Origin of the sequence: Pseudomonas sp. LFS074 (genome assembly GCF_047978165.1) — a bacterium.
GTDB lineage: Bacteria > Pseudomonadota > Gammaproteobacteria > Pseudomonadales > Pseudomonadaceae > Aquipseudomonas > Aquipseudomonas putida_P.
In genome coordinates, this window is record NZ_JBFPFV010000003.1 from 1 (window position 1) to 23,985 (window position 23,985).

The following is a 23,985-nucleotide window of genomic DNA, read 5'->3' on the forward strand; positions in this document are numbered from 1 at the left end:
AGGGCCTGGTCACGCGACAGGTCGAACGGCATGGCGCTGCGCAAGGCGAAGAAACCGCTGTGCATCTGTGCGCAAGCCGAACGGGCCTGGGCACGGGCGGCTACGTCGGCAGGCCACAGTTGGGCTTCGGGGTGCTGTTCGTTGAGGTATTCGGCAATGGCCAGGGAATCGGCGATCACACCCTGCTCACTCTTGAGCAGCGGCACCTTGCCGGTGGAGGAAAAAGCGAGGATGCGCTGACGGGTATCAGGCTGGTTGAGCTTGATCAGGGTTTCTTCGTAGGGCACGCCAGCCAGCTCGAGGGCCAGGGCGCCACGCAGCGACCAGGAGGAATACAGCTTGTCGCCGATGATCAGGTGATAGCTCATGGTTCGGCTCCATTGGTTTGGATGTCTTGGGGCTGCTTTGCAGCCCAATCGCGACACAAGGCCGCTCTCACAGGACCTTGTGGGAGCGGCCTTGTGTCGCGATTGGGCCGCAACGCGGCCCCATTTTCGATCAGGTACGGTACTCGGCGTTGATCTTCACGTACTCGTGGGACAGGTCGGTCGTCCAGATGGTTTCGCTGCACTGGCCACGGCCCAGCTCGATACGGATGGTGATCTCCTCCTGGGCCATCACTGCCGAACCCTGCGCTTCGGTGTAGCTTGGGCTGCGGCCGCCTTTGCTGGCGATGCACACACTGTCCAGGTACACGTCGATCAAGCTCACGTCCAGCTCCGGTACGCCGGCACGGCCAACGGCGGCAAGGATACGGCCCCAGTTCGGGTCGGAGGCGAACAGCGCAGTCTTGATCAGCGGCGAATGGGCCACGGCGTAGCCGACGTCCAGGCACTCCTGGTGGTTGCCACCACCGTTGACTTGCACGGTCACGAACTTGGTGGCGCCTTCGCCGTCACGGACAATGGCCTGGGCCACTTCCATGCACACTTCGAACACCGCTTTTTTCAGCGCTTCGAACAGCGCGCCGCTGGCTTCGGTCACTTCCGGCAGGTTGGCCTTGCCGGTGGCGATCAGCATGCAGCAGTCGTTGGTCGAGGTGTCGCCATCGATAGTGATGCGGTTGAACGACTTGTTGGCGCCGTCCAGCATCAGGTCCTTGAGCACCGCAGGGGCAACCTTGGCGTCGGTGGCGATGTAGCCGAGCATGGTGGCCATGTTCGGGCGGATCATGCCTGCACCCTTGCTGATGCCAGTCACGGTAACGGTCACGCCTTCGTGCTGGAACTGGCGGCTGGCGCCCTTGGGCAGGGTGTCGGTGGTCATGATGCCGGTGGCGGCTTCAGCCCAGTGGTTTTCCGACAGGTTGTCGAGGGCGGCCTGCAGTGCTCCCTCGATCTTCTCGACCGGCAGTGGTTCGCCGATCACGCCGGTGGAAAACGGCAATACCGATTCAGCTGGCACACCCGCCAGCTCGGCCAGCTTGGCGCAGGTACGTTCGGCTGCGGCCAGGCCTGGCGCGCCGGTACCGGCATTGGCGTTACCGGTGTTGGTCAGCAGGTAGCGCACGGTGCCCTGAACGCGCTGCTTGGACAGGATCACCGGCGCCGCGCAGAAGGCGTTGAGGGTGAACACGCCAGCCACGCTGGAGCCTTCGGCACAGCGCATGACCACCACATCCTTGCGCCCTGGGCGCTTGATGCCGGCAGAAGCGATGCCGAGTTCAAAACCCGGAACCGGGTGCAGGGTGGGCAAAGGACCAAGACCAACAGCCATTAGAGCGCTCCTAGAAAAACGGTGAAATGATGATGGAAGAACGGGGCCGCTTCGCGCCCCATTCGCGGCACAAGGCCGCTCCCACAAGGGCATCGCAGCCTAGAATGCGGCGCGGTCCTTGTGGGAGCGGCCTTGTGCCGCGAATGGGCCGCACGGCGGCCCCGGATTTGTCACGTTACTGCGAGTGGATCAGATCACTCGATCTGCCCGTGGCAATGCTTGAACTTCTTGCCCGAACCACACCAGCACGGTTCGTTGCGGCCCAACTTCTGGTCGTTACGTACTGGCGCCGCGGCTACCGCCACTTCGGCACCCTCCTCGCTCAGTTGCTCGCTTTCCAGGCCCGGTGCGGCGGCGTGCTGGAACTGCATGCGGCTGGCCAGTTCTTCGGCCTCGCGACGCAGGCGGGCTTCTTCTTCGATAGGGTCTTCGCGGCGAACCTGTACGTGCGACAGCACGCGGATGGTGTCGCGCTTGATCGACTCCAGCAGCTCCTGGAACAGGCTGAACGACTCGCGCTTGTACTCCTGCTTCGGGTTCTTCTGCGCATAGCCGCGCAGGTGAATACCGTGACGCAGGTGGTCCATGGTCGACAGGTGGTCTTTCCACAGGTCGTCCAGCACGCGCAGCAGGATCTGTTTCTCGAAGGTACGCAGGGCTTCGATACCGGCCTGGTCTTCCTTCTCGGTGTAGGCGGTAGTGATTTCGTTAAGCAGCTTCTCGCGCAGGGTCTCTTCGTAGAGGTGATCATCCTCGTCGAGCCACTGCTGAATCGGCAGCTTCATGGCGAAATCGCTGGCCAGCGAAGCTTCCAGGCCGGCCACGTCCCACTGCTCGGGCAGCGACTGCGGCGGAATGTGCTGGCTGATGGTAGCGTCCAGAACTTCCTGGCGGAATTCGACGATGGTGTCGCCGATGTTCTCGGCGGCCAACAGGCTGTTGCGCATGTGGTAGATCACCTTGCGCTGCTCGTTGGCCACGTCGTCGTATTCGAGCAGTTGCTTACGGATGTCGAAGTTGCGGCCCTCGACCTTGCGCTGGGCCTTCTCGATGGCGTTGGTGACCATGCGGTGCTCGATGGCCTCGCCCGACTGCATGCCCAGTGCCTTCATGAAGTTCTTCACCCGGTCAGAGGCGAAGATGCGCATCAGGCTGTCTTCCAGCGACAGGTAGAAGCGGCTGGAGCCTGGGTCGCCCTGACGGCCGGAACGGCCACGCAGCTGGTTGTCGATACGACGCGATTCGTGACGTTCGGAGGCGATTACGTGCAGGCCACCGGCCTCGATCACCTGCTGGTGACGCTTCTGCCAGTCGGCCTTGATCTGGGCGATCTGTTCGGCGCTCGGGTTTTCCAGGGCGGCCACTTCGGCTTCCCAGTTACCGCCCAACAGGATGTCGGTACCACGGCCAGCCATGTTGGTGGCGATGGTCAGGGCACCCGGAGCACCCGCTTGCGCGATGATCTCGGCTTCCTTTTCGTGGTACTTGGCGTTCAGTACCTTGTGGTCGATGCCTTCCTTCTTGAGCAGGTTCGACATGTGCTCGGAAGTTTCGATGGTCGCGGTACCCACCAGGATCGGCCGCCCCTTGGTCATGCTTTCCTTGATGTCGGCAATGATCGCGGCGTATTTCTCGTCGGCGGTCAGGTACACCAGGTCGTTGAAGTCCTTGCGCGCCAGCGGCTTGTTCGGCGGAATGACCATCACGTTGAGGGCGTAGATCGACTGGAACTCGAACGCTTCGGTGTCGGCGGTACCGGTCATGCCGGACAGCTTGGTGTACAGGCGGAAGTAGTTCTGGAAGGTGGTCGAAGCCAGGGTCTGGCTCTCGGCCTGGATGTTCAGGTTTTCTTTCGCCTCGATGGCCTGGTGCAGGCCCTCGGACAGACGACGGCCCGGCATGGTACGGCCGGTGTGCTCGTCGATCAGCAGGACCTGGCCGTCCTGGACGATGTACTCGACGTTGCGGTGGAACAGTTTGTGCGCGCGCAGGCCAGCGTAAACGTGGGTCAACAGGCCCAAGTTATGGGCGGAGTACAGGCTCTCGCCTTCGGCCAGCAGGCCCGCTTGGGTCAGCATCTCTTCGATGAACTGGTGACCGGCCTCGTTCAGCTCGACCTGACGGCTCTTCTCGTCGATGGTGAAGTGGCCTTCCTGGGTGACCTGGCCTTCGACCTCTTCGATGTGCTGGGTCAGGCGCGGGATCAGGCGGTTGATTTCGATGTACAGCTTGGAGCTGTCTTCAGCCTGGCCGGAAATGATCAGCGGGGTACGCGCTTCGTCGATGAGGATCGAGTCGACTTCGTCGATCACGGCGAAGTTCAGTTCACGCTGGAACTTCTCCTCCTGGCTGAACGCCATGTTGTCGCGCAGGTAGTCGAAACCGAATTCGTTGTTGGTGCCGTAGGTGATGTCGGACGCATAAGCGGCGCGCTTTTCTTCCGGCGGCTGGAAGGCCGAGACGATACCGACCGACAGGCCGAGGAACTCGTACAGCGGGCGCATCCAGTTGGCGTCACGGCGGGCCAGGTAGTCGTTGACGGTGACCACGTGCACGCCCTTGCCGGACAATGCGTTGAGGTACACGGCCAGGGTACCGACCAAGGTCTTGCCTTCACCGGTGCGCATTTCTGCGATCATACCCTCGTGCAGGGTCATACCACCGATCAGCTGCACGTCGAAGTGGCGCATGCCCATTACGCGCTTGCCGGCCTCACGGGCCACGGCGAAGGCTTCGGGCAGCAATTGGTCCAGTGTCTCGCCTTTGGCCAGGCGCTCCTTGAACTCTGCGGTCTTGCCCCGCAGCTGCTCGTCGGAGAGGGCCACCATCTTCTCTTCGAAGGCATTGACGATACTCACCGTCTTGAGCATGCGTTTGACTTCACGCTCGTTCTTGCTTCCAAAAAGTTTTTTTAACAAAGGCGCAAACATATCGGCAGGATCTTCCACACGTAGGGATGGAGGGCGGCCCCATGAGTCGCCCGTGCAGCCCTAAGGCCGCATGCGAACGAGCATTCTACCCGGAAACGATGGTGAGGAAAGTGGTGGATTTCCACGATGCTATTACAGCGTTTTGGCGGGGGCTTGTTTTAGATAGGGGCATTTTCCCTGAGTTCAAGGCCCGTGTTCATGAAACGTATCGAGAATGACTCGTATCTTGCATTGCCCGCGAACGGCCGCCACAGGCTATAGAGGTGTTAAACTGCCGCTCTTGCCATCTCATGCGTACCCCATGGCCTACAAACCCTCCCCCGCCCAGCCGCCCTCCGCCCTGCTGCGCCAGGTGCGCCCACTGCGCCTGCTGCTGAACCAGGCCGAGCGCCTGGAGCACCTGCAGCGCCTGCTGGAAAGCCAACTGCAACCGGCGGCCCGCGAGCACTGTCACGTGGCGTCGTGGCGTGATGGCACCTTGTTGCTGGTGGTGACCGACGGCCATTGGGCAACCCGCCTGCGCTACCAGCAGAAGCGTTTGCTGGCGGCATTGCAGGCCATGGAAGCCTTCGGCAACCTCAGGCGCATCCTGTTCAAGGTGCAGCCGCCGCTGGTGCCGGCCAAGCGTGGTGGGCACGCCGCAGAGCTGTCGAACAGCGCGGCCGAGAGCCTGCGCGATACCGCCGAGGGCATCACCGACCCCAAGCTGCGCGCAGCGCTGGAACGGCTGGCAGCCCACGCTCAGCACAAGCCATAAAAAAGGCCACCCGAAGGTGGCCTTGATTACAACACTAGAGAGAGTGTTCGAACTTACACGGCCGCAACAGGGCGCATGTACGAGATCGGTGCCGTACTGGCATCTTCGAAAGTGACCACTTCCCAGGCATCGGTTTCAGCAATCAGCTTGCGCAGCAACTGGTTGTTCAGCGCGTGGCCGGACTTGTAGCCCTTGAACTCGCCAATCAAGCTGTTGCCCAGCAGGTACAGGTCGCCGATGGCGTCGAGGATCTTGTGCTTGACGAATTCGTCTTCGTAACGAAGGCCGTCTTCGTTGAGCACGCCGTCCTCATCGACCACGATGGCGTTCTCGACACTGCCACCCAACGCAAGGTTGTGCTTGCGCAGGTACTCGATATCACGCATGAAGCCGAAGGTACGCGCGCGGCTGACTTCCTTCACGAACGAGGTGCTGGAAAAGTCGACGCTGGCGCTTTGGGTCCGGTTGCGAAGCACCGGGTGATCGAAGTCGATCTCGAAGCTCACCTTGAACCCTTCGAAAGGCAGGAATGTGGCGCGCTTGTCGCCCTCTTCCACAGTTACCTCACGCAGGATGCGGATGAACTTCTTGGCTGCGTCCTGTTCTTCCAGGCCGGCAGACTGAATCAGAAATACAAAGGGTCCGGCGCTGCCATCCATGATCGGCACTTCCGAGGCGGAGAGCTCGACGTAGGCGTTATCGATGCCCAGGCCCGCCATGGCGGAGAGCAGGTGCTCGACCGTATCGACCTTGACGTCACCGTTGACCAGCGTCGTCGACATGGTTGTCTCGCCGACGTTGGCCGCACGCGCAGGGATCTCGACCACAGGGTCGAGGTCGGCGCGGCGGAAGACGATGCCGGTGTCAACAGGTGCAGGCTTGAGGGTCAGGTAAACCTTCTCCCCGGAGTGCAGACCGACACCTGTGGCACGGATGGTATTCTTCAGGGTGCGTTGTTTAATCATGGCATTGGCCGCTTCAGCGCAAATTGCGAACAGGTATCAACAAAGGCTGGGGATGATAACAGACCCAACCTTTGATGAATACCAATCACCTTTATACCCCTGATAAATTCCATTAATCAGCCTGACGACGCAGGAAAGCCGGGATATCGAGGTAGTCCAGGTCATCCTGAGGGTTCAGTTTAGCGGCTGCGGCAGCACCTGCATGGGCCTGGTTGCGCATTACGGTCGGGCGCTCCAGGTCACGGTAGTTGACCGCTGGCTGCTCCTGGCGGGCCGGCGCAGGGTTGGACGCTTCGTACGCCTGCTGGGCGGTCTGCAGGGTGTTGTCGACTACCTTCACAGGCTTCTCGATGCGCGCGCCCAGGCCAGTGGCCACGACCGTCACGTGCAGTTCGTCGCGCATGTCCGGGTCGATCACGGTGCCGACCTTGACCATCGCGTGGTCAGAGGCGAAGGCTTCGATGATGCTACCCACGTCGGAGTACTCACCCAGCGACAGGTCCGGGCCTGCGGTGATGTTCACCAGGATGCCGCGCGCGCCCTGCAGGTTGACGTCTTCCAGCAGCGGGTTGCGGATCGCGGCTTCGGTGGCTTCACGCGCACGGTTCGGGCCGCTGGCGCAGCCAGTACCCATCATGGCCATGCCCATCTCACCCATTACGGTACGCACGTCGGCAAAGTCGACGTTGATCATGCCAGGGCGCTTGATGATGTCGGAAATACCGCGCACGGCACCGGCCAGTACATCGTCAGCCTTGGCGAAGGCGGACAGCAGGCTGGCATCCTTGCCCAGGATGGTCAGCAGCTTCTCGTTGGGGATGGTGATCAACGAGTCGACGCTTTCAGCCAGCATGCGGATGCCTTCATCGGCGATCTGCATACGTTTGCGACCCTCGAACGGGAACGGACGGGTCACCACGGCTACGGTGAGAATGCCCATTTCCTTGGCCACTTCGGCAATGATCGGCGCTGCACCGGTACCGGTACCGCCGCCCATGCCAGTGGTGATGAACACCATGTTGGTGCCTTGCAGCACTTCAGCGATGCGCTCACGGTCTTCCAGCGCGGCCTGACGGCCGACTTCCGGATTGGCACCAGCACCCAGGCCCTTGGTCACGCCAGTGCCCAATTGCAGAATGGTGCGCGCACCAATGTTTTTCAGCGCCTGGGCATCGGTGTTGGCGCAGATGAATTCCACGCCTTCGATGCTGCTCTTGACCATGTGATTGACGGCGTTGCCGCCACCACCACCAACGCCGATCACCTTGATGACCGGGCTTTGCGGGACGTTGTCTACGAGCTCGAACATTTTCCCTCTCCTTACAGTTCTCTAGTTGTTGCGCCTACCACTACTGCTTTGAAACTTAGAAGTTGCCCTGGACCCATTTCTTGAAGCGCTCAAGCACTGGGGCCTTCGGTTCATCGCCATAGCTGTTGTTGCTGCTGTTGCTGTTACCGGTCAGGACCAGGTCCTCGGACTGCTTCAGCAGGCCATAGGTGAGCAAGCCCACGCCGGTGGAATAGATCGGGTTGCGCACCACGTCGCTCAGCCCCCGAACGCTGTGCGGTACGCCCAGGCGTACCGGCATATGGAAGATTTCCTCGGCCAGTTCCACGGCGCCTTCCATCTTCGCGGTGCCGCCGGTGAGCACGATGCCGGCCGGCACCAGGTCCTCGTAGCCGCTGCGGCGCAGTTCGGCCTGGATCAGGGTGAAGAGCTCGTCGTAACGTGGCTCCACCACCTCGGCCAGGGCCTGGCGCGACAGCTCACGCGGTGGGCGGTCGCCCACACTCGGCACCTTGATGGTCTCGCCGGCGCCGGCCAGTTTGGCCAGGGCGCAGGCGTAGCGGATCTTGATTTCTTCGGCGTACTGGGTAGGGGTACGCAGGGCCATGGCGATGTCGTTGGTCACCTGGTCGCCGGCAATCGGGATGACTGCGGTGTGGCGGATGGCACCCTCGGTGAAGATGGCGATGTCGGTGGTGCCGCCACCGATGTCCACCAGGCACACGCCCAGCTCTTTTTCATCATCGGTCAGTACCGAATAGGCCGAAGCCAGCTGCTCGAGGATGATGTCGTCGATTTCCAGACCACAGCGGCGTACGCACTTCTCGATGTTCTGCGCCGCGTTGACCGCGCAGGTGACCACGTGAACCTTGGCTTCCAGGCGTACGCCCGACATGCCCAGCGGCTCGCGCACGCCTTCCTGGTTGTCGATCACGTAATCCTGCGGCAGGGTGTGCAGCACGCGCTGGTCGGCCGGAATCGCCACGGCCTGAGCGGCGTCGAGTACGCGCTCCAGGTCGGCCACGCTGACCTCGCGGTCGCGGATGGCGACGATACCGTGGGAGTTCAGGCTGCGGATGTGATTGCCAGCCACGCCGACGAACGCCGAGTGAATGCGGCAGCCGGCCATCAGCTGTGCCTCTTCCACGGCGCGCTGGATCGACTGCACGGTGGACTCGATGTTCACCACCACGCCCTTCTTCAGGCCACGGGACGGATGAGTGCCGATCCCGACGATTTCCAGGGTGCCGTCTTCGCCCACTTCGCCCACCAGCGCCACCACCTTGGAGGTGCCAATGTCCAGCCCGACGATCATTTTGCCGCTATGCGCGTTTGCCATGGTCCTGCCTCTCTCTAATTCTTCGCAACGGCGGGTTGGGCCGTCGTCGGTGCAATCGGTTCCCGCCAACCAACGGCAAGTCCGTTGGAATAACGCAGATCAATGCGGGCGATAGTGGTGATCTGGTCTTTGAGTGTCTTGTCGTAAATGGCAATGAAACGGCGCATCTTCTCCACCAGATGGTCGCGCCCCAGCAGCAGCTCGATGCCCGGCCCGGCACTGCTCGCACCGGTGGTCAGGAACCAGCTGCCTCGCTCGCGCAGCTCCAGGCGAGCGATGGAAAAGCCCAGGGGGCGCAGCATCTGGCTCAATACCTGATACTGCTGCATGACTTGTTGCTGCGCACGCTGCGGCCCGGCCAACTGCGGCAGGTGTTCGTAGTTGGCCAGCTCGCGCGGGGTAAAGGCCTGGCCCTGGTTGTTGAGCAAAGCTTCATCACCCCAGCGGGCTACCGGCAGTTGCTCTTCCAGGCGGATCACCACCTCGTCGGGCCACACCCGGCGCACTTCGGCATGGGCGATCCAGGGCATCTGCTCAAGCTCGGCACGCATCGCCGGCAGGTCGACACTGAAGAAGCTTGCCGCCACGTAGGGCGCGATACGCTGCTGCACCGACTGCTGGCTGATGTAGCTGAGGTCACCCTGCACGTCGATCTTGGTGATGGGCCGGTCGGCGTACGGCATCAGCCGAATGGCGCCCTCGTAGGCACCAAAACCGGCCGCCACCAGCAGCACCGGCCACAGCAGGCGCTTGAGGCCGCCCAGGCTTGGCCGTGGCAGGCGCGCCGATACGGGCTCGTCGGCCACCAGCCGGCTGGCACCACGCGGCACCGGCTTGCTACGGCCGGTAACGGGTTGCTGCTGACGTATCATCGCGCCTTGCATGGTTGTTAACCTCGCGTCGCCACGCTTTCGGCCAGGATTGCCAGCACCAGTTGCTGGAAGTCCAGGCCGGCCGCGCGGGCCGCCATGGGCACCAGGCTATGATCTGTCATGCCTGGTGCGGTGTTGACTTCGAGCAGCCAGAACCGGCCCTGCTCGTCCTGCATCACGTCCAGCCGCCCCCAGCCTTCGATGCCGATGGCATCGCAGGCACGTGCGGTCAGGTCGATCAGTTCCTGTTCCTTGGCGCTATCCAGGCCGCACGGGATGCGGTACTGGGTATCGTTGGCGATGTACTTGGCGTCGTAGTCGTAGAACACGTGCGGCGTACCCAGGGCGATCGGCGGCAGCACCTGGCCGCGCAGTACCGCGATGGTGAACTCCGGGCCGTGGATCCACTGTTCCACCAGTACCTGGGAATCGTATTTGGCGGCGTCCTGCCAGGCGGCGACCAGTTCCTGGGCGCTGTTCACCTTGGCCATGCCGATGCTAGAGCCTTCATGGGCGGGTTTGACGATAAGCGGGAAGCCCAGTTCCGTACTGGCCTGCAAACAATCGCTTTCGCTCGCCAATACCGCGTGACGCGGGGTCGGAATGCCCAGGCTCTGCCACACCTGCTTGGTGCGCAGCTTGTCCATGGCCAGCGCCGAAGCAAGGATGCCGCTGCCGGTGTAGGGGATGCCAAGGCACTCCAGCAGGCCTTGCATGCTGCCGTCTTCACCGCCACGGCCGTGGAGGATGATGAAGGCGCGGTCGATTTTCTCGCTTTGCAGGCGCGCGAGCAGGTCGTCACCGACGTCGATGGCAACCACGTCGACACCGGCAGTTGTCAGCGCATCGATCACCGCAGCGCCAGACTTCAACGACACCTCACGCTCGGCGCTCTTGCCACCGTACAGCACGGCAACGCGGCCGAATGCCTTGACGTCCAAGGTGGAGTGCAGCTTGTCGTAGGCGCTGGTCATTTCGACTTCTCCTGCTTGGCGCCTGCGAACAGCGGGCTTTTCATCAACTGCGGGGCCAGGCCGCCAACATCACCGGCACCCTGGCAGATCAGGATGTCACCAGCGCGCAGCAGTGGCTTGACCAGCGGCGCCAGCTCGGCGCCACGCTCGATATAGATCGGGTCCAGCTTGCCGCGCTGACGGATGCTGTGGCACAGCTGACGGCTGTCGGCACCGGGGATCGGCTCTTCGCCGGCCGGGTACACTTCCATCAGCAGCAGCACGTTGGCATCGCCCAGTACCTGGACGAAATCGTCATACAGGTCGCGGGTGCGGCTGTAGCGGTGCGGCTGGTAAACGATCACCAGGCGACGGCTTGGCCAGCCACCGCGCACGGCCTTGATCACCGCGGCCACTTCGGTCGGGTGATGACCATAGTCGTCGACCAGCATCACGCTGCCGCCTTCGACCGGCAGCTCGCCGTACACCTGGAAGCGACGGCCGACACCCTGGAAGCCAGAAAGGCCTTGGATGATGGCTTCGTCAGTGATGCCTTCGTCAGTGGCAATGGCGATGGTGGCCAAGGCGTTGAGCACGTTGTGGTTGCCGGGCATGTTCACCGACACCTCCAATGGCTCGCAGTCGCGGCGCAGCACGGTGAAGTGGGTCTGCATGCCCTGCTGGCGCACGTTGATGGCGCGGATGTCGGCCTCTTCGCTGAAGCCGTAGGTCACGGTCGGACGCTTCACCTGCGGCAGGATTTCGCGCACCACCGGGTCGTCCAGGCACATCACGGCCAGGCCGTAGAACGGCAGGTTGTGCAGAAACTCGACGAAGGTTTTCTTCAGCTTGTTGAAGTCACCTTCGTAGGTCGCCATGTGGTCGGCGTCGATGTTGGTGACCACGGCCACCATCGGCTGCAGGTGCAGGAAGCTGGCATCGCTTTCGTCTGCTTCGGCGATCAGGTAGCGGCTGGTGCCCAGCTGGGCATTGGTACCGGCAGCGGTCAGGCGGCCACCGATGACGAAGGTCGGGTCCAGGCCACCGGCGGCAAACACCGACGCCAGCAGGCTGGTGGTGGTGGTCTTGCCATGGGTACCGGCAACGGCAACGCCGTGGCGATAGCGCATCAGCTCAGCCAGCATCTCGGCACGCGGTACCACTGGGATGCGCCGTTCGAGGGCGGTGGCCACTTCCGGGTTGGCCGGGTTGATCGCGCTGGACACCACCAGCACGTCGGCGGTGGCGGCGTTCTCGGCACGGTGGCCAACGAAAATCTCGGCGCCGAACGATTCCAGGCGCTCGGTGACCGGCGAAGCTTTAAGGTCGGAACCGGACACTTCATAGCCCAGGTTCAGCAGCACTTCGGCAATACCGCACATGCCCACGCCGCCGATACCGACGAAGTGAATACGGCGAATACGGCCCATCTTCGGCTGGGGCATGGCTTTCTGGCTCTCAACCATGGGCCACCTCCAGGCAGATATCGACCACGGTGCTGGTTGCGGCAGGTTTGGCCAGGCGCCGTGCGGTGCCTGCCATGACGTTGAGTTTCTCGGGTTGCATCAGCACCTCGTTCAGGCGTTCAGCGAGCTGCGCTGCGCCAGTTGTCGCTTGTGGCATCAGGAAGGCAGCGCCTTCGCGGGCCAGATATTGGGCGTTGTGGGTCTGGTGGTCGTCGATTGCGTGGGGCAAAGGCACCAGCATCGAAGGCAGGCCTGCTGCCGCCAGCTCGCTGACGGTCAGGGCACCGGCCCGGCACACCACCATGTCGGCCCAGCCATAGGCTTGGGCCATGTCTTTGATGAAGGGCTCTACCTGAGCTGCGACGCCCGCCTCGTGATAACGCTCGGCAGTGATCGGCGCGTGTTGCTTGCCGGCCTGGTGGAACACCTCTGGCCGCAGCCCAGCGGGCACCTCGGACAGGGCCTTAGGCAACAATTTGTTCAATGGTTCCGCACCCAGGCTGCCACCGAGCACCAACAGGCGTGCACGGCGCTCGGCCAGGGGCGCGCGTTGCGCGTCCATGAACAGCTCCGGGCGCACCGGGTTGCCGGTGGTGCGACGTTTGTCGCTAGCCTCGAAGGTGTTCGGGAAAGCTTCGCAGACCCGCGCCGAAAGTGGCACCAGCAGGCGATTGGCGGTACCGGCCCGGGCATTCTGCTCGTGAATCACCAGCGGCACGCCGCACAGCCGCGCAGCAACGCCACCAGGGCCGGTCACGTAACCGCCAAAGCCCAGTACGCATACCGGCTTGAGCTGACGAATGATCCGCCGCGCCTGCAGCACGGCCTTGATCAGGGTGAACGGCGCCTTGAGCAACGACAGCTTGCCCTTGCCGCGCAAGCCGCTGACCTGGATCAGGTGCAATGGCAAGCCTGCCTGTGGCACCAGCTCGTTCTCGATGCCGCGCGGGGTGCCCAGCCAGTGCACGCTGTAACCGCGTGCCTGGAACTCTCGGGCGCAGGCCAGGGCCGGGAACACATGGCCCCCGGTGCCGCCTGCCATGATCAATACATTCTTGCCGTCAGCGGCCATGACTGGTCTCCTCGGCAAAATCGCTTTCACTGAATTCGTGTTCCTCGCTGCCCAGGTGCGTGCGGCTTTCCCACTCGATGCGCAGCAACAGGCCCACGCAGGCACAGCAGATCACCAGCGAGCTGCCCCCGTAACTGAGGAATGGCAAGGTCAGGCCCTTGGTCGGCAGCAGGCCGACGTTCACGCCAATGTTGATCAGGAACTGGCCGATCCACAGGAAGGCCAGGCCGAACGCCATATAGGCGGCAAAGAACTGCTTGGCCTTCTCGGCCCACAGGCCGATGTACAGGGCACGCACGGTGACGAACACGAACAAGGCGATGGTCACCAGCGAGCCGACCACGCCCAACTCTTCGGCCAATACCGAGAACACGAAGTCGGTGTGCGCTTCAGGCAGGTAGAACTGCTTCTGCACACTGTTGCCCAGGCCAACACCCAGCCACTCGCCACGGCCGAAGGCAATCAGCGCCTGGGTCAGCTGGTAACCCGAGCCGAACTGGTCGGACCACGGGTCGGTGAACGTGATAAGGCGCGCCATCCGGTACGGCTGCGCCTGTACCAGCACGAACACCGCCAGCACCGCCAGCACCACCATCAGGCTGAAGCGGAACAGCCCCACCCCGCCAAGGAACAGCATCGCCGCCGCCGCGCCCATCATCACCACGGTGGCACCGAAGTCCGGCTCCATCAGCAGCAGTGCAGCCATGGGCAGCAGCACGATGAACGGTTTGAAGAAGCCCATCCAGGTTTCGCGCACCTCGGTCTGACGGCGCACCAGGTAGCCGGCCAGGTAGATGACCACGAACACCTTGGCAATTTCCGAAGGCTGCACGTTGAAGAAGCTGAAACCGATCCAGCGCATGGAGCCGTTCACTTCACGACCGATGCCTGGCACCAGCACCAGCACCAGCAGGCCGAAGGCGCCCAGCAGCATCATGAAGCCCATGCGCTGCCAGGTGGCGATCGGCACCAGCATGGTCGCACCACAGGCAACCAGGCCAAGGGATACGTAAACCAGGTGGCGGAACATGTGGTAAAGCGGGTTGCCCGACTGCACCGCAGCCACTTCCGAGGACGCCGAGGTGATCATCACCAGGCCAAGGCCCAGCAAGGCCAGGCAACCGGCAAGCATCGGGAAGTCCAGGTCGATGCCACGGCCGCTGATCAGCGGCGACGGGTAAGGCTTGAGGATGCCGAAGATCATGCAAGGCCTCCCGCTGCCTGGGCGAACAGGCGCCCGCGTTCTTCGAAGTTCTTGAACATGTCGAGGCTGGCGCACGCCGGCGACAGCAGCACGGCATCACCGGCCTGGGCCAGCTGGGCACACTGCTGCACGGCGTCGTCGAGGCTCTTGACCCGTACCAGCGGCACGTCATCGCCCAAGGCGTCGGCCAGACGCTCGGCATCACGCCCCAGTAACACCACGGCGCGGCAGAAACGCTTGACCGGCTCGCGCAGTGCGGTGAATTCAGCGCCCTTGCCATCGCCACCGGCAATCAGCACCAGCTTGCCTTCGATATCGGCCCCCAGGCCTTCGATGGCGGCCAGGGCAGCACCCACGTTGGTGGCCTTGGAATCGTCGTACCAGTTCACCCCGTTACGCTCGCGTACCCACTGGCAACGGTGGGCCAGGCCACCGAACTCACGCAGGGCTTCGAGCATGGGTTCGAATGGCAGGCCGGCGGCATGCCCCAAGGCCAGGGCCGCCAGGGCGTTACTCTGGTTGTGAGCGCCGCGAACCTTCAGCTCGCGCGCCGGCATCAGCGCCTGGAACTCGAACGCCAGGTATTTTTCGCCATCCACTTCACGCAGGCCAAAGGCCTTGAAGTCCGGCTGGTTGAGGCCGAAGGTCCAGCATGGGCGGCCTTCCACCGGCAGCGGCCGGCTCAGGGCGTCCTGACGGTTGACCACCACCTGCTTGGCGCCCCGGAAGATCCGGTGCTTGGCCAAGTGGTAGGCAGGCAGGCCGCTGTAACGATCCATGTGGTCTTCGCTGATGTTCAGCACCGTAGCCACTTCAGCGTTGAGCTGGTCAGTGGTTTCCAGCTGGAAGCTGGACAGCTCCAGCACGTACAGCTCGACATCATCGGCCAGCAGGTCCAGCGCCGGGGTACCGAGGTTGCCGCCCACGGCCACGCGCTTGCCGGCCTTGGCGGCCATTTCGCCGACCAGGGTAGTGACGGTGCTCTTGGCGTTGGAACCGCTGATGGCAATGATCGGCGCGGTGGCATGGCGGGCGAACAACTCGATATCGCCGGACAGCTTCACGCCGCGCGCGGCCGCCTGCTGCAGCGCCGGCGTGGCCAAGGCCAGGCCAGGGCTCACGTACAGCTCGTTGGCGCGGCACAGGAAGTCCACGTCCAACTCACCACAGCGCACTTCCACCTGCGGGTAATCACGGCGCAGGGTGTCCAGTTCCGGCGGTTGCTCGCGGGTGTCGGCGACCGCAAAGGCAATGCCCCGGTTCGCCAGGAAGCGAACCAGGGACATGCCGCTCTTGCCGAGGCCGACAACGATGCGGAATTGGTCGGAAGCGATCAAAGACACGCTCATCTACCTCAGTTTCAGGGTTGCAAGGCCGATCAGCACCAGGATCACGGTGATGATCCAGAAGCGGACGATCACCCGTGGCTCTGGCCAGCCCTTGAGTTCAAAGTGGTGGTGGATCGGCGCCATGCGGAACACGCGCTTGCCGGTCAGCTTGAAGGAGGCGACCTGGATCACCACCGACAGGGTTTCGACAACGAAGATGCCCCCCATGATGAACAGCACGATTTCCTGGCGCACGATCACGGCGATGGTGCCCAGCGCAGCGCCCAGCGCAAGCGCGCCAACGTCGCCCATGAACACTTGTGCCGGGTAGGTGTTGAACCACAGGAAGCCCAGGCCGGCACCGATCAGCGCGCCGCAAAACACAATCAGCTCGCCCGAGCCCGGCACATAGGGGATCAGCAGGTATTCGGCGAACTTCACGTTACCTGACAGGTAGCAGAAGATGCCCAGCGCACCGCCGACCATCACTGTCGGCATGATTGCCAGGCCGTCGAGGCCATCGGTGAGGTTGACCGCGTTGCTCGAGCCGACGATGACGAAGTAAGTCAGCACCACGAAGCCGACGCCCAGCGGAATGGTGACATCCTTGATGAACGGCAGGATCAGGGTGGTCTCCACGCTGGTTGGCGCGGTCTTGTACAGGAACACTGCCGCCGCCAGGCCGAACACCGACTGCCAGAAATACTTCCAGCGGCTCGGCAGGCCACGCGAGTTCTTTTCGATCACCTTGCGGTAGTCATCGACCCAGCCGATGGCACCGAACGCCAGGGTGACGATCAGCACAACCCAGACATAACGGTTGCTCAGGTCCGCCCACAGCAGGGTGCTGACGGCGATGGCCGACAGGATCAGCGCGCCACCCATGGTCGGGGTGCCGGACTTGGACAGGTGCGATTGCGGGCCGTCGTTACGCACGGCCTGGCCGATCTGGCGAATTTGCAGGGTACGGATCATCCACGGCCCCAGCCACAGCGCCAGGGACAACGCGGTCAGTACACCAAGAATCCCGCGCAGGGACAGGTACTGGAAGACCGCGAAGCCTTTGTGGAACTGTTGCAGATACTCGGCCAACAGCAGCAGCATTAATGTTTCTCCCCGCTGGCACCGCACAATGCCGCCACGACGTTTTCCATCGCAGCGCTGCGCGAGCCCTTGATCAAAATAGTGGTGTCGCTGGCGTGTTCGGCGCTAACTGCGTCGATCAGCTCAGCTTGAGTAGCGAAATGGCGGCCATTGGCGCCGAACGCCTTGACCGCGTGTGTCATGTTGGAACCCACTGCGTACAGGGCATCGACCTTGCCACGCGCGTAGTCACCCACCTGACGATGGCCTTCTTCCGCCCATTGCCCCAATTCGCCGATATCCCCAAGCACCAGGACGGTGCGTCCGGAAAAGCCGGCGAGTATATCAATGGCCGCGCACATGGAGGAGGGATTTGCGTTGTAACTGTCGTCGATCACCCGTACCCCGTTCGGCGCAATCTGTGCCACGGTACGGCCCTTGACCGGCTGCACTGCAGCCAGGCCGGCAGCAATACCGTTCAGGCTCAGACCAACGGCATGCGCAGCGGCGGCAGCGGCCAGGGCATTGCTGACGTTGTGCTCGCCCAGCACATTGAGTTGCACGTCTACCGTTTCACCCGCGCCATGCAGCTTGAACGACGGGCAGCCACGTGCATCGCGACCGATGACCGTGGCGTGGAAATCGGCCTTCGGGTTGCTGCGCGCGAAACTGACGACCTTGTGCGAGCCGGCAAGCGCACTCCAGATGGCGAAGGCCTTGTCGTCCAGGTTGAGGATGGCAATGCCGCCCTCGCCCAGGCCTTCGAGAATCTCGCCCTTGGCTTCGACAATCTTCTCCGGGCCGCCGAACTCGCCAACGTGGGCGGTACCGGCGTTGTTGATGATGACCACCTGCGGCTGGGTCAGGCCCACGGTGTAGCGGATCTCACCAATGCGCGAGGCGCCCAGCTCGATCACTGCGGCGCTGTGCTCCGGGGCGATCTCCAGCAGTGTCAGCGGCGCACCGAGGTCGTTGTTCAAGTTGCCACGGGTAGCGTGCACCAGGCCACGGGTACGCAGGATGCTGGCGAGCATTTCCTTGACCGTGGTCTTGCCGCTGGAGCCGGTAATGGCCACCACCGGCTTGTCGAATGCGGCGCGGTTCAATGCACCGAGTTGGCCAAGGGCCAGGCGGCAATCGGCCACCAACAGCTGTGGCAGGTCTACATCGGCGACTTCACGCTCTACCAAGGCTGCGACCGCGCCTTTGGCTTTTACATCGGCCAGGTAGTCGTGACCATCGAAACGCGGACCGGCCAGGGCGACGAACAGTTGCCCGGCGCCGACACTGCGGCTGTCGATGCTGACACCGGTAAACGTGGCATCGGCACCGTTTTGTCGACCACTCAGTGCTGTGGTCAGCTGGCTGAGTGATAGTGGCTTAAGCATGTGGCGCCTCCCAGGCTGCAAGTGCCTTTTCGGCTTCGGTCAAATCGGAGAAGTCATGGCGCTCGCCATTGATCTCCTGGTAATCCTCGTGCCCCTTGCCAGCCAGCACGATCACGTCGTTGGCAGCAGCGGAGGCAATCAACTGCGCGATGGCCTCGCCACGACCGGCAACGAACTCGACCGAGACAGGCCGGGCGAAACCGGGACGGATGTCGTCGAAGATGCGCTGTGGGTCTTCGGTACGTGGGTTGTCATCGGTGACCAGTACGCGATCGGCCAGGCGCTCGGCCACTTCGGCCATCAGCGGGCGCTTGCCGCGATCACGGTCGCCGCCGCAGCCGAACAGGCACAGCAGCTTACCGTGGGCGTGTGGGCGCAGGGCTTCGAGCACTTTTTCAAGGGCGTCCGGGGTGTGGGCGTAATCGACCACCACCAGCGGTTTGTCGCCGCCACCCAGGCGCTGCATACGGCCTACCGGACCGTGCAGTTGCGGGGTGACCTTGAGGATTTCGTCCAGTGCATAATCCAGTGCCAGCAGTGTCGCGACAGCGGCGAGCATGTTGCTCAGGTTGAAGCGCCCCAGCAGCTGACTGCGCAGGATACGCTCACCTTGTGCGGTAACGATCGTCGCGCGCACGCCATCGTCACTGAACGCGGCCTCGCGACAGAACAGCGAGGCATCTGGGTTTTCCAGGCTGTAGCTCAGCAGCCGGGTGTCGATATGGTCGACGCTCGGACGGCGGGCAAAGTCAGCGGCCAGGCGACGGCCAAAGGCGTCATCCAGGTTGACCACCTGGCAACGCAGGCTGGGCCAGGCGAACAGCTTGGCCTTGGCGGCCTCATAGGCCTCCATGCTGCCGTGGTAGTCGAGGTGGTCGCGGGACAGGTTGGTCATCACCGCGATGTCGAACTCCAATGCGGCGACTCGGCCTTGCTCCAGGGCGTGAGAGGAAACCTCCATGGCCACAGCCTTGGCGCCCTGCTTTTTCAAATCGTAAAGGGTCGACTGCACGGCAATCGGGTCGGGCGTGGTCAGACGGCCGCTCTGCAGCTCGCCGTAGAAGCCGGTACCCAGGGTGCCGATCAGGCCGCAGCGCTGGCCGAGCAGGTCGAGCGCCTGGGCCACCAATTGGGTAACGCTGGTCTTGCCGTTGGTCCCGGTCACACCGACCAGGTTCAGCTGGCGGCTGGGTTCGCCATAAAAACGCCCGGCGACATCCGACAACTGTGCGATCAGGCCCTTGACTGGAATCAATGGCACTTCGGTCAGCGGCAGCACGGTGGCGCCCTGCTCTTCATAGGCCACGGCGGCGGCACCACGGGTCAAGGCATCGGCGATATGCTCGCGGCCATCGACCTTGGCACCCGGCACGGCCAGGAACAGGTCACCCGGGCGCACGTTGCGGCTGTCCAGGGTCAGTTCACGAATCAGCGGGTCACGGCTGGCGTGGGCGAAAAGTTTGCTTAATGGCATTGTCATCATCCACGCCCTCCCTTGGCGGCTGTTGCATTGACTTGCGATTGCACGGCAGGTGCCGCGGGTGCTGGTGGCGGCAGGTTGTCTGGCGGCACGTTCATCAGGCGCAGGGTGCCGGACATGACCTTGCTGAACACCGGCGCCGAGACCAGACCACCGAAGTAACCACCCTTGCCCGGCTCGTCGATGACCACGACGATGGCGTAGCGCGGGTCGCTCATCGGCCCGAAGCCGGCGAACAGCGAGCGGTAGGCGTTTTCGGTGTAACCCTTGGAGCCCACGGTGGCTTTACGCGCGGTGCCGGACTTGCCGGCCACGTGATAGAACGGCACCTGGGCACGGAACACACCACGCGGCGCTTCAATCACCTGTTGCAGCATGCCTTGAACGGTTTCGGCGGTTTCCTTCGGAATGGCCTGCACCGCTTCCGGGGCCTTGTCGACCTTGATGATCGACAGCGGCACCATCTTGCCGTCGTTGGCCAGCGCTGCGTAGGCATGCACCAGTTGCAAGGCAGTCACCGACAAGCCATAGCCATAGGACAGCGTCGCGGTCTCGGCCTTGCGCCACTCGCGGTGGTTGGGCAGGTTACCGACACGCTCGCCCGGGAAGCCAAGGCCGGTGTACTGACCCAGACCGACCTGGGACATGACCCGGTAGATGGCCTCGCCCCCGATGTCGAAGGCGATCTTGCTCATGCCGACGTTACTGGAGTTGATCAGGATGCCGGTCAGGTCGAGGATCGGGCCCTCGCTGCGCGACACGTCCTTGATGGTGTAGCGGCCGATCTGCAGGCTACCCGGGTACACCTCGACCTTGTCGGTCGGCTTCCAGCGGCCGCTCTGCAGCGCCGCGCTCATGGAAATCGGCTTGACCGTGGAACCCGGCTCGAACACATCGATGATCGCCCGGTTACGCATGGCCGCCGGGAACATGCTGCGGCGGTTGTTGGGGTTGTAGGTCGGCTGGTTGACCATGGCCAGGACCTCACCGGTCTTCACGTCCATGATCACCAGGCTGCCGGCCTTGGCGTCCTGCTCGGCAATGGCATTGCGCAGCTCGCGGGTAGCCAGGTACTGCAGGCGCAGGTCTATCGACAACGCCAAGGTCTTCCCGGCCTTGGCGTTCTTGGTTACCTGGATGTCCTTGATCAGCCTGCCGCGCCGGTCCTTGATCACCTGGCGCTTGCCTGGGACACCGGCCAGCCACTCGTCATAGGCCAGCTCCACCCCTTCACGACCGTGGTCGTCGAGGTCGGTAAAGCCGACCATGTGCGCGGTGACATCACCGGCCGGGTAGAAGCGGCGGAATTCTTCCAGGCCGTACACACCGGGCACTTTCAAGTCGAGCACGTGCTGGCCCTGCTCCGGGGTCAGGCCACGCACCAGGTAGATGAACTCTTTGTTGGCCTGCTGAGTCAGGCGTTCGATCAGCTGTTGCGGGTTTTGCCCCAGCGCGGCAGCCAGTTGCGGCCAGCGCTCCTTGGAGGCCTGCATTTCCTTGGGGTTGGCCCACAGGGTGGTAACCGGGGTACTCACGGCCAATGGCTCACCGTTGCGGTCGGTAATCAACCCACGGTGCGCCGGGATGGGAATGTGACGCAGGCTGCGCGCATCGCCCTGGCCCTTGAGGAAGTCACGGTCAACTACCTGCAGGTCGATGATGCGCCAGCAGATCGCACCGACCATGATTGCCAGCAAGCCGATCACCACGCGGAAGCGCCACGGGTAGAGTGCGCCTTCGAGCTTCATCATGGCGCCACCATCCGTACTTCGTCAGCCGACGGCACGCGCATTTTCAGCTGTTCGGAAGCCAGGTTCTCGATACGGCTGGCGGCGGTCCAGGTGCTCTGCTCCAGAATCAGCCGGCCCCATTCGGCCTGAGCCTTGTCGCGCTCGCTCAATTCACCGTACAGGGTATTGAGCAGCTGGCGGTTCCAGTGCGCGCTGTAGGACACGGCAATGGCCGAAACCAGCACGCCAACGAACAGCAGAAGCATCAGGAAGCTTCCGCCTGGCAAAGGCTTGGCGAACAGCCTGCTCACCGCAGTTTCTCCGCCACACGCATCACGGCGCTACGCGACCGCGGGTTGGCCTTGAGCTCGGCTTCGGAGGCGAACTGGGCCTTGCCGATAAGTTTGATTTTTGGCTCAAAGACCTTGTGCTGCACCGGCAGGTTGCGCGGCAGGTTGTCGGCCTCGCCTTTCACCAGCTTGCGCATGAACAGCTTGACGATACGGTCTTCCAACGAGTGGAAACTGATGACCGCCAGACGGCCCCCGACTTCGAGCGCATCGAGTGCGGCTTCAAGGCCAGCCTCAAGGTCGCCCAGCTCGTTGTTGACGTGAATGCGAAGCCCCTGGAAGGCACGGGTAGCCGGGTTTTTACCTTTTTCCCAAGCCGGGTTGGCCACCTTGAGCACTTCTGCCAGGTCGGCGGTACGGGTGAACGGCTGCTTTTCGCGGCGTTCGACCACGGCCCGCGCCATACGCCCAGCGAAACGCTCCTCGCCGTACTCCTTGAAGACGCGGGCGATTTCTTCTACTGGCGCAGTGGCGATGAACTCCGCGGCACTGATGCCCTGGCCCGGGTTCATACGCATGTCCAGCGGGCCATCATTGAGGAAGCTGAAGCCACGCTCGGGGTCATCCAGCTGCGGCGAAGACACGCCCAGGTCCAGCAGCACACCACTGACCTTCCCGTGCAGGCCGCGCTCGGCCACCTCAGCGCCCAGCTCGGCAAAGCTGCGCTGCACAATGACAAAGCGGCCGTCTTCGGCCGCCAGCGCTTGCCCCGTGGCAATCGCCTGTGGATCTTTGTCGAAGCCCAGCAGCCGCCCTTGCGGCCCGAGCTTGCTGAGTATCAGCCGGCTGTGTCCGCCACGGCCAAAGGTGCCGTCCAGATAGCAACCGTCGGCGCGCAGGGCCAATGCCTCGACAGCTTCGTCGAGCAGGACGGTAATGTGGTTGAAGCCGCTATCTATGGTCACAGGATCAGGTCACGCAATTCGTCGGGCATGGCGCCCGGTTGTTGAATAGCTGCAAGGTCGGCTGCCGAAACCGCGTTCCAGGCATCTTCATCCCACAGCTGGAATTTGCTCAGTTGCCCCACCAGCATCGCCTTCTTGTCGAGCTTGGCGTACTCACGCAGGCGGGGCGGCACCAGGAAACGACCACTGCCATCGAGCTCCAGGTCAACCGCATTACCAATCAGCAAGCGCTGCAGGCGGCGGTTTTCCTCACGCAACGATGGCAAGGCACGCAACTTGGCTTCTATCTGTTCCCACTCATCGAGGGGATAAACACACAAGCAGGGGTCTACGGCGTCGATGGTCACGATCAGCTGACCATTGCAACGCGAATCGAGCTCGTCACGGTACCGGCTCGGCATGGCGAGACGGCCCTTGGCATCGAGGCTGACGGCGTTGGCTCCGCGGAACACGGCTGCGATTCCCCACAATGTTAGCTTTTTTGTGCCAGAAAACCCACTTCATCCCACTTTCTGCCACTTGCGCACACTATAGGAATCCGTCCGCAGCACCGTCAAGGCGCGTTCATAAGGAAAAGCCTTACAGGACCGAGATTTAGCGCGATAAGGGAATGTGGAAGGACTGCCGAAGAGAAAAAAACACGTGAAAAATCAAACCCACTCAAGCGAATGGAGTTCAAAGTTAAAGTGATTTATCAAGAGTAAGATTTTTTCGGTATTACCAGAGAGGATCTGCTACCGAATCACGCAGGGAAGGAAAGGTGGAGAGTCGATCTGTAAGCCGGGTTTTGTCGAGGACAGTCATTCCTCTACGACGGCCATCACTGGACGCCTCTAGCAACCTACCCGGTTCCGACGCGGGCCACGCCTGATGGAACCCTATTTGGTCTTGCTCCGAGTGGGGTTTACCTAGCCACGCACTGTTGCCAGACGTGCGGTGCGCTCTTACCGCACCTTTTCACCCTTACCGGCACCGAAGTGCTTAGGCGGTTATTTTCTGTGGCACTTTCCGTAGGCTCGCGCCTCCCAGGCGTTACCTGGCACTCTGCCCTATGGAGCCCGGACTTTCCTCCCCCTGCTGTCCACACAACAAAGTTGCGGAACAAAAACAGGCAGCGACTGTCCGATCGACTCTCCGCCGCCAAGGTTACCGGCACGCG

At 62.8% G+C, this 23,985-nt stretch carries 20 protein-coding genes and 1 other RNA gene; 1 reads left to right on the forward strand and 20 read right to left on the reverse strand.

Going from position 1 to position 23,985, the window contains the following annotated elements; genetic code table 11:
- The 3 genes from ACNQP3_RS23945 to secA all read right to left on the reverse strand — a co-directional run.
- A partial coding sequence (locus ACNQP3_RS23945; protein WP_416470535.1) for a glutathione S-transferase occupies positions 1-368 on the reverse strand: 368 nt, incomplete at its 3' end.
- A 130-nt stretch (positions 369-498) separates the two neighbouring features.
- Positions 499-1,716: a bifunctional glutamate N-acetyltransferase/amino-acid acetyltransferase ArgJ gene (gene argJ / locus ACNQP3_RS23950; protein WP_012274050.1), complete on the reverse strand. Its 1,218-nt coding sequence runs from the start codon at positions 1,714-1,716 to the stop codon at positions 499-501.
- 194 nt (positions 1,717-1,910) lie between these two features.
- Entirely contained in the window at positions 1,911-4,646 is a 2,736-nt protein-coding gene (gene secA, locus ACNQP3_RS23955; RefSeq protein ID WP_012274051.1) for a preprotein translocase subunit SecA, read from the reverse strand.
- A gap of 301 nt (positions 4,647-4,947) precedes the next feature.
- Here secA and ACNQP3_RS23960 point away from each other — a divergent pair, with 301 nt between their 5' ends.
- Entirely contained in the window at positions 4,948-5,403 is a 456-nt protein-coding gene (locus tag ACNQP3_RS23960; RefSeq protein ID WP_060493231.1) for a DUF721 domain-containing protein, read from the forward strand.
- A 53-nt stretch (positions 5,404-5,456) separates the two neighbouring features.
- Here the strand turns inward: ACNQP3_RS23960 and lpxC are convergent, their stop codons facing one another.
- The 17 genes from lpxC to rnpB form a co-directional block, all read right to left on the reverse strand.
- Entirely contained in the window at positions 5,457-6,368 is a 912-nt protein-coding gene (gene lpxC, locus ACNQP3_RS23965; RefSeq protein ID WP_012274053.1) for a UDP-3-O-acyl-N-acetylglucosamine deacetylase, read from the reverse strand.
- 112 nt (positions 6,369-6,480) lie between these two features.
- Positions 6,481-7,677 (reverse strand): cell division protein FtsZ, encoded by a 1,197-nt coding sequence (gene ftsZ / locus ACNQP3_RS23970; protein WP_012274054.1) that lies wholly within the window; start codon positions 7,675-7,677, stop codon positions 6,481-6,483.
- A 55-nt stretch (positions 7,678-7,732) separates the two neighbouring features.
- Positions 7,733-8,995, reverse strand: a complete 1,263-nt coding sequence (gene ftsA / locus ACNQP3_RS23975) for a cell division protein FtsA (protein WP_012274055.1) — start codon at positions 8,993-8,995, stop codon at positions 7,733-7,735.
- Positions 8,996-9,009: 14 nt separating this feature from the next.
- The gene (locus tag ACNQP3_RS23980) at positions 9,010-9,879 is read right to left on the reverse strand and encodes a cell division protein FtsQ/DivIB (RefSeq protein WP_012274056.1); all 870 of its coding nucleotides are present in this window, start codon (positions 9,877-9,879) and stop codon (positions 9,010-9,012) included.
- Positions 9,880-9,884: 5 nt separating this feature from the next.
- A complete protein-coding gene (locus tag ACNQP3_RS23985) occupies positions 9,885-10,841 on the reverse strand; it encodes a D-alanine--D-alanine ligase (RefSeq protein ID WP_060493232.1) in 957 nt (318 codons plus the stop codon).
- The gene (gene murC / locus ACNQP3_RS23990; protein ID WP_012274058.1) at positions 10,838-12,286 is read right to left on the reverse strand and encodes a UDP-N-acetylmuramate--L-alanine ligase; all 1,449 of its coding nucleotides are present in this window, start codon (positions 12,284-12,286) and stop codon (positions 10,838-10,840) included. The genes ACNQP3_RS23985 and murC overlap by 4 nt, the downstream gene beginning before the upstream one ends.
- Complete coding sequence (gene murG / locus ACNQP3_RS23995) at positions 12,279-13,358, reverse strand: undecaprenyldiphospho-muramoylpentapeptide beta-N-acetylglucosaminyltransferase (RefSeq protein ID WP_012274059.1); 1,080 nt, start codon at positions 13,356-13,358, stop codon at positions 12,279-12,281. Before murG ends, murC begins: the two co-directional genes overlap by 8 nt.
- Entirely contained in the window at positions 13,348-14,562 is a 1,215-nt protein-coding gene (ftsW, locus tag ACNQP3_RS24000; RefSeq protein ID WP_012274060.1) for a putative lipid II flippase FtsW, read from the reverse strand. The genes murG and ftsW overlap by 11 nt, the downstream gene beginning before the upstream one ends.
- Entirely contained in the window at positions 14,559-15,905 is a 1,347-nt protein-coding gene (murD, locus tag ACNQP3_RS24005) for a UDP-N-acetylmuramoyl-L-alanine--D-glutamate ligase (RefSeq protein ID WP_041166782.1), read from the reverse strand. Before murD ends, ftsW begins: the two co-directional genes overlap by 4 nt.
- A gap of 6 nt (positions 15,906-15,911) precedes the next feature.
- Positions 15,912-16,994: a phospho-N-acetylmuramoyl-pentapeptide-transferase gene (mraY, locus tag ACNQP3_RS24010; RefSeq protein WP_003251852.1), complete on the reverse strand. Its 1,083-nt coding sequence runs from the start codon at positions 16,992-16,994 to the stop codon at positions 15,912-15,914.
- Positions 16,994-18,361, reverse strand: coding sequence for a UDP-N-acetylmuramoyl-tripeptide--D-alanyl-D-alanine ligase (locus ACNQP3_RS24015; protein ID WP_264316525.1), 1,368 nt, complete (start codon positions 18,359-18,361; stop codon positions 16,994-16,996). Before ACNQP3_RS24015 ends, mraY begins: the two co-directional genes overlap by 1 nt.
- Positions 18,354-19,844 carry a UDP-N-acetylmuramoyl-L-alanyl-D-glutamate--2,6-diaminopimelate ligase gene (locus tag ACNQP3_RS24020; protein ID WP_012274063.1) on the reverse strand — a complete coding sequence of 497 codons (1,491 nt, stop codon included), beginning with the start codon at positions 19,842-19,844 and terminating at the stop codon, positions 18,354-18,356. The genes ACNQP3_RS24015 and ACNQP3_RS24020 overlap by 8 nt, the downstream gene beginning before the upstream one ends.
- On the reverse strand, positions 19,841-21,589 hold the full coding sequence (locus ACNQP3_RS24025) for a peptidoglycan D,D-transpeptidase FtsI family protein (protein WP_171577224.1): 1,749 nt from the start codon (positions 21,587-21,589) through the stop codon (positions 19,841-19,843). The genes ACNQP3_RS24020 and ACNQP3_RS24025 overlap by 4 nt, the downstream gene beginning before the upstream one ends.
- On the reverse strand, positions 21,589-21,882 hold the full coding sequence (ftsL, locus tag ACNQP3_RS24030; protein WP_012274065.1) for a cell division protein FtsL: 294 nt from the start codon (positions 21,880-21,882) through the stop codon (positions 21,589-21,591). The genes ACNQP3_RS24025 and ftsL overlap by 1 nt, the downstream gene beginning before the upstream one ends.
- Positions 21,879-22,826 carry a 16S rRNA (cytosine(1402)-N(4))-methyltransferase RsmH gene (gene rsmH, locus ACNQP3_RS24035; RefSeq protein ID WP_012274066.1) on the reverse strand — a complete coding sequence of 316 codons (948 nt, stop codon included), beginning with the start codon at positions 22,824-22,826 and terminating at the stop codon, positions 21,879-21,881. The genes ftsL and rsmH overlap by 4 nt, the downstream gene beginning before the upstream one ends.
- The gene (gene mraZ, locus ACNQP3_RS24040) at positions 22,823-23,278 is read right to left on the reverse strand and encodes a division/cell wall cluster transcriptional repressor MraZ (protein WP_264316526.1); all 456 of its coding nucleotides are present in this window, start codon (positions 23,276-23,278) and stop codon (positions 22,823-22,825) included. The genes rsmH and mraZ overlap by 4 nt, the downstream gene beginning before the upstream one ends.
- Positions 23,279-23,586: 308 nt before the next feature.
- Positions 23,587-23,960: RNase P RNA component class A (gene rnpB, locus ACNQP3_RS24045), an RNA gene on the reverse strand.
- Positions 23,961-23,985 lie beyond the last annotated feature (25 nt).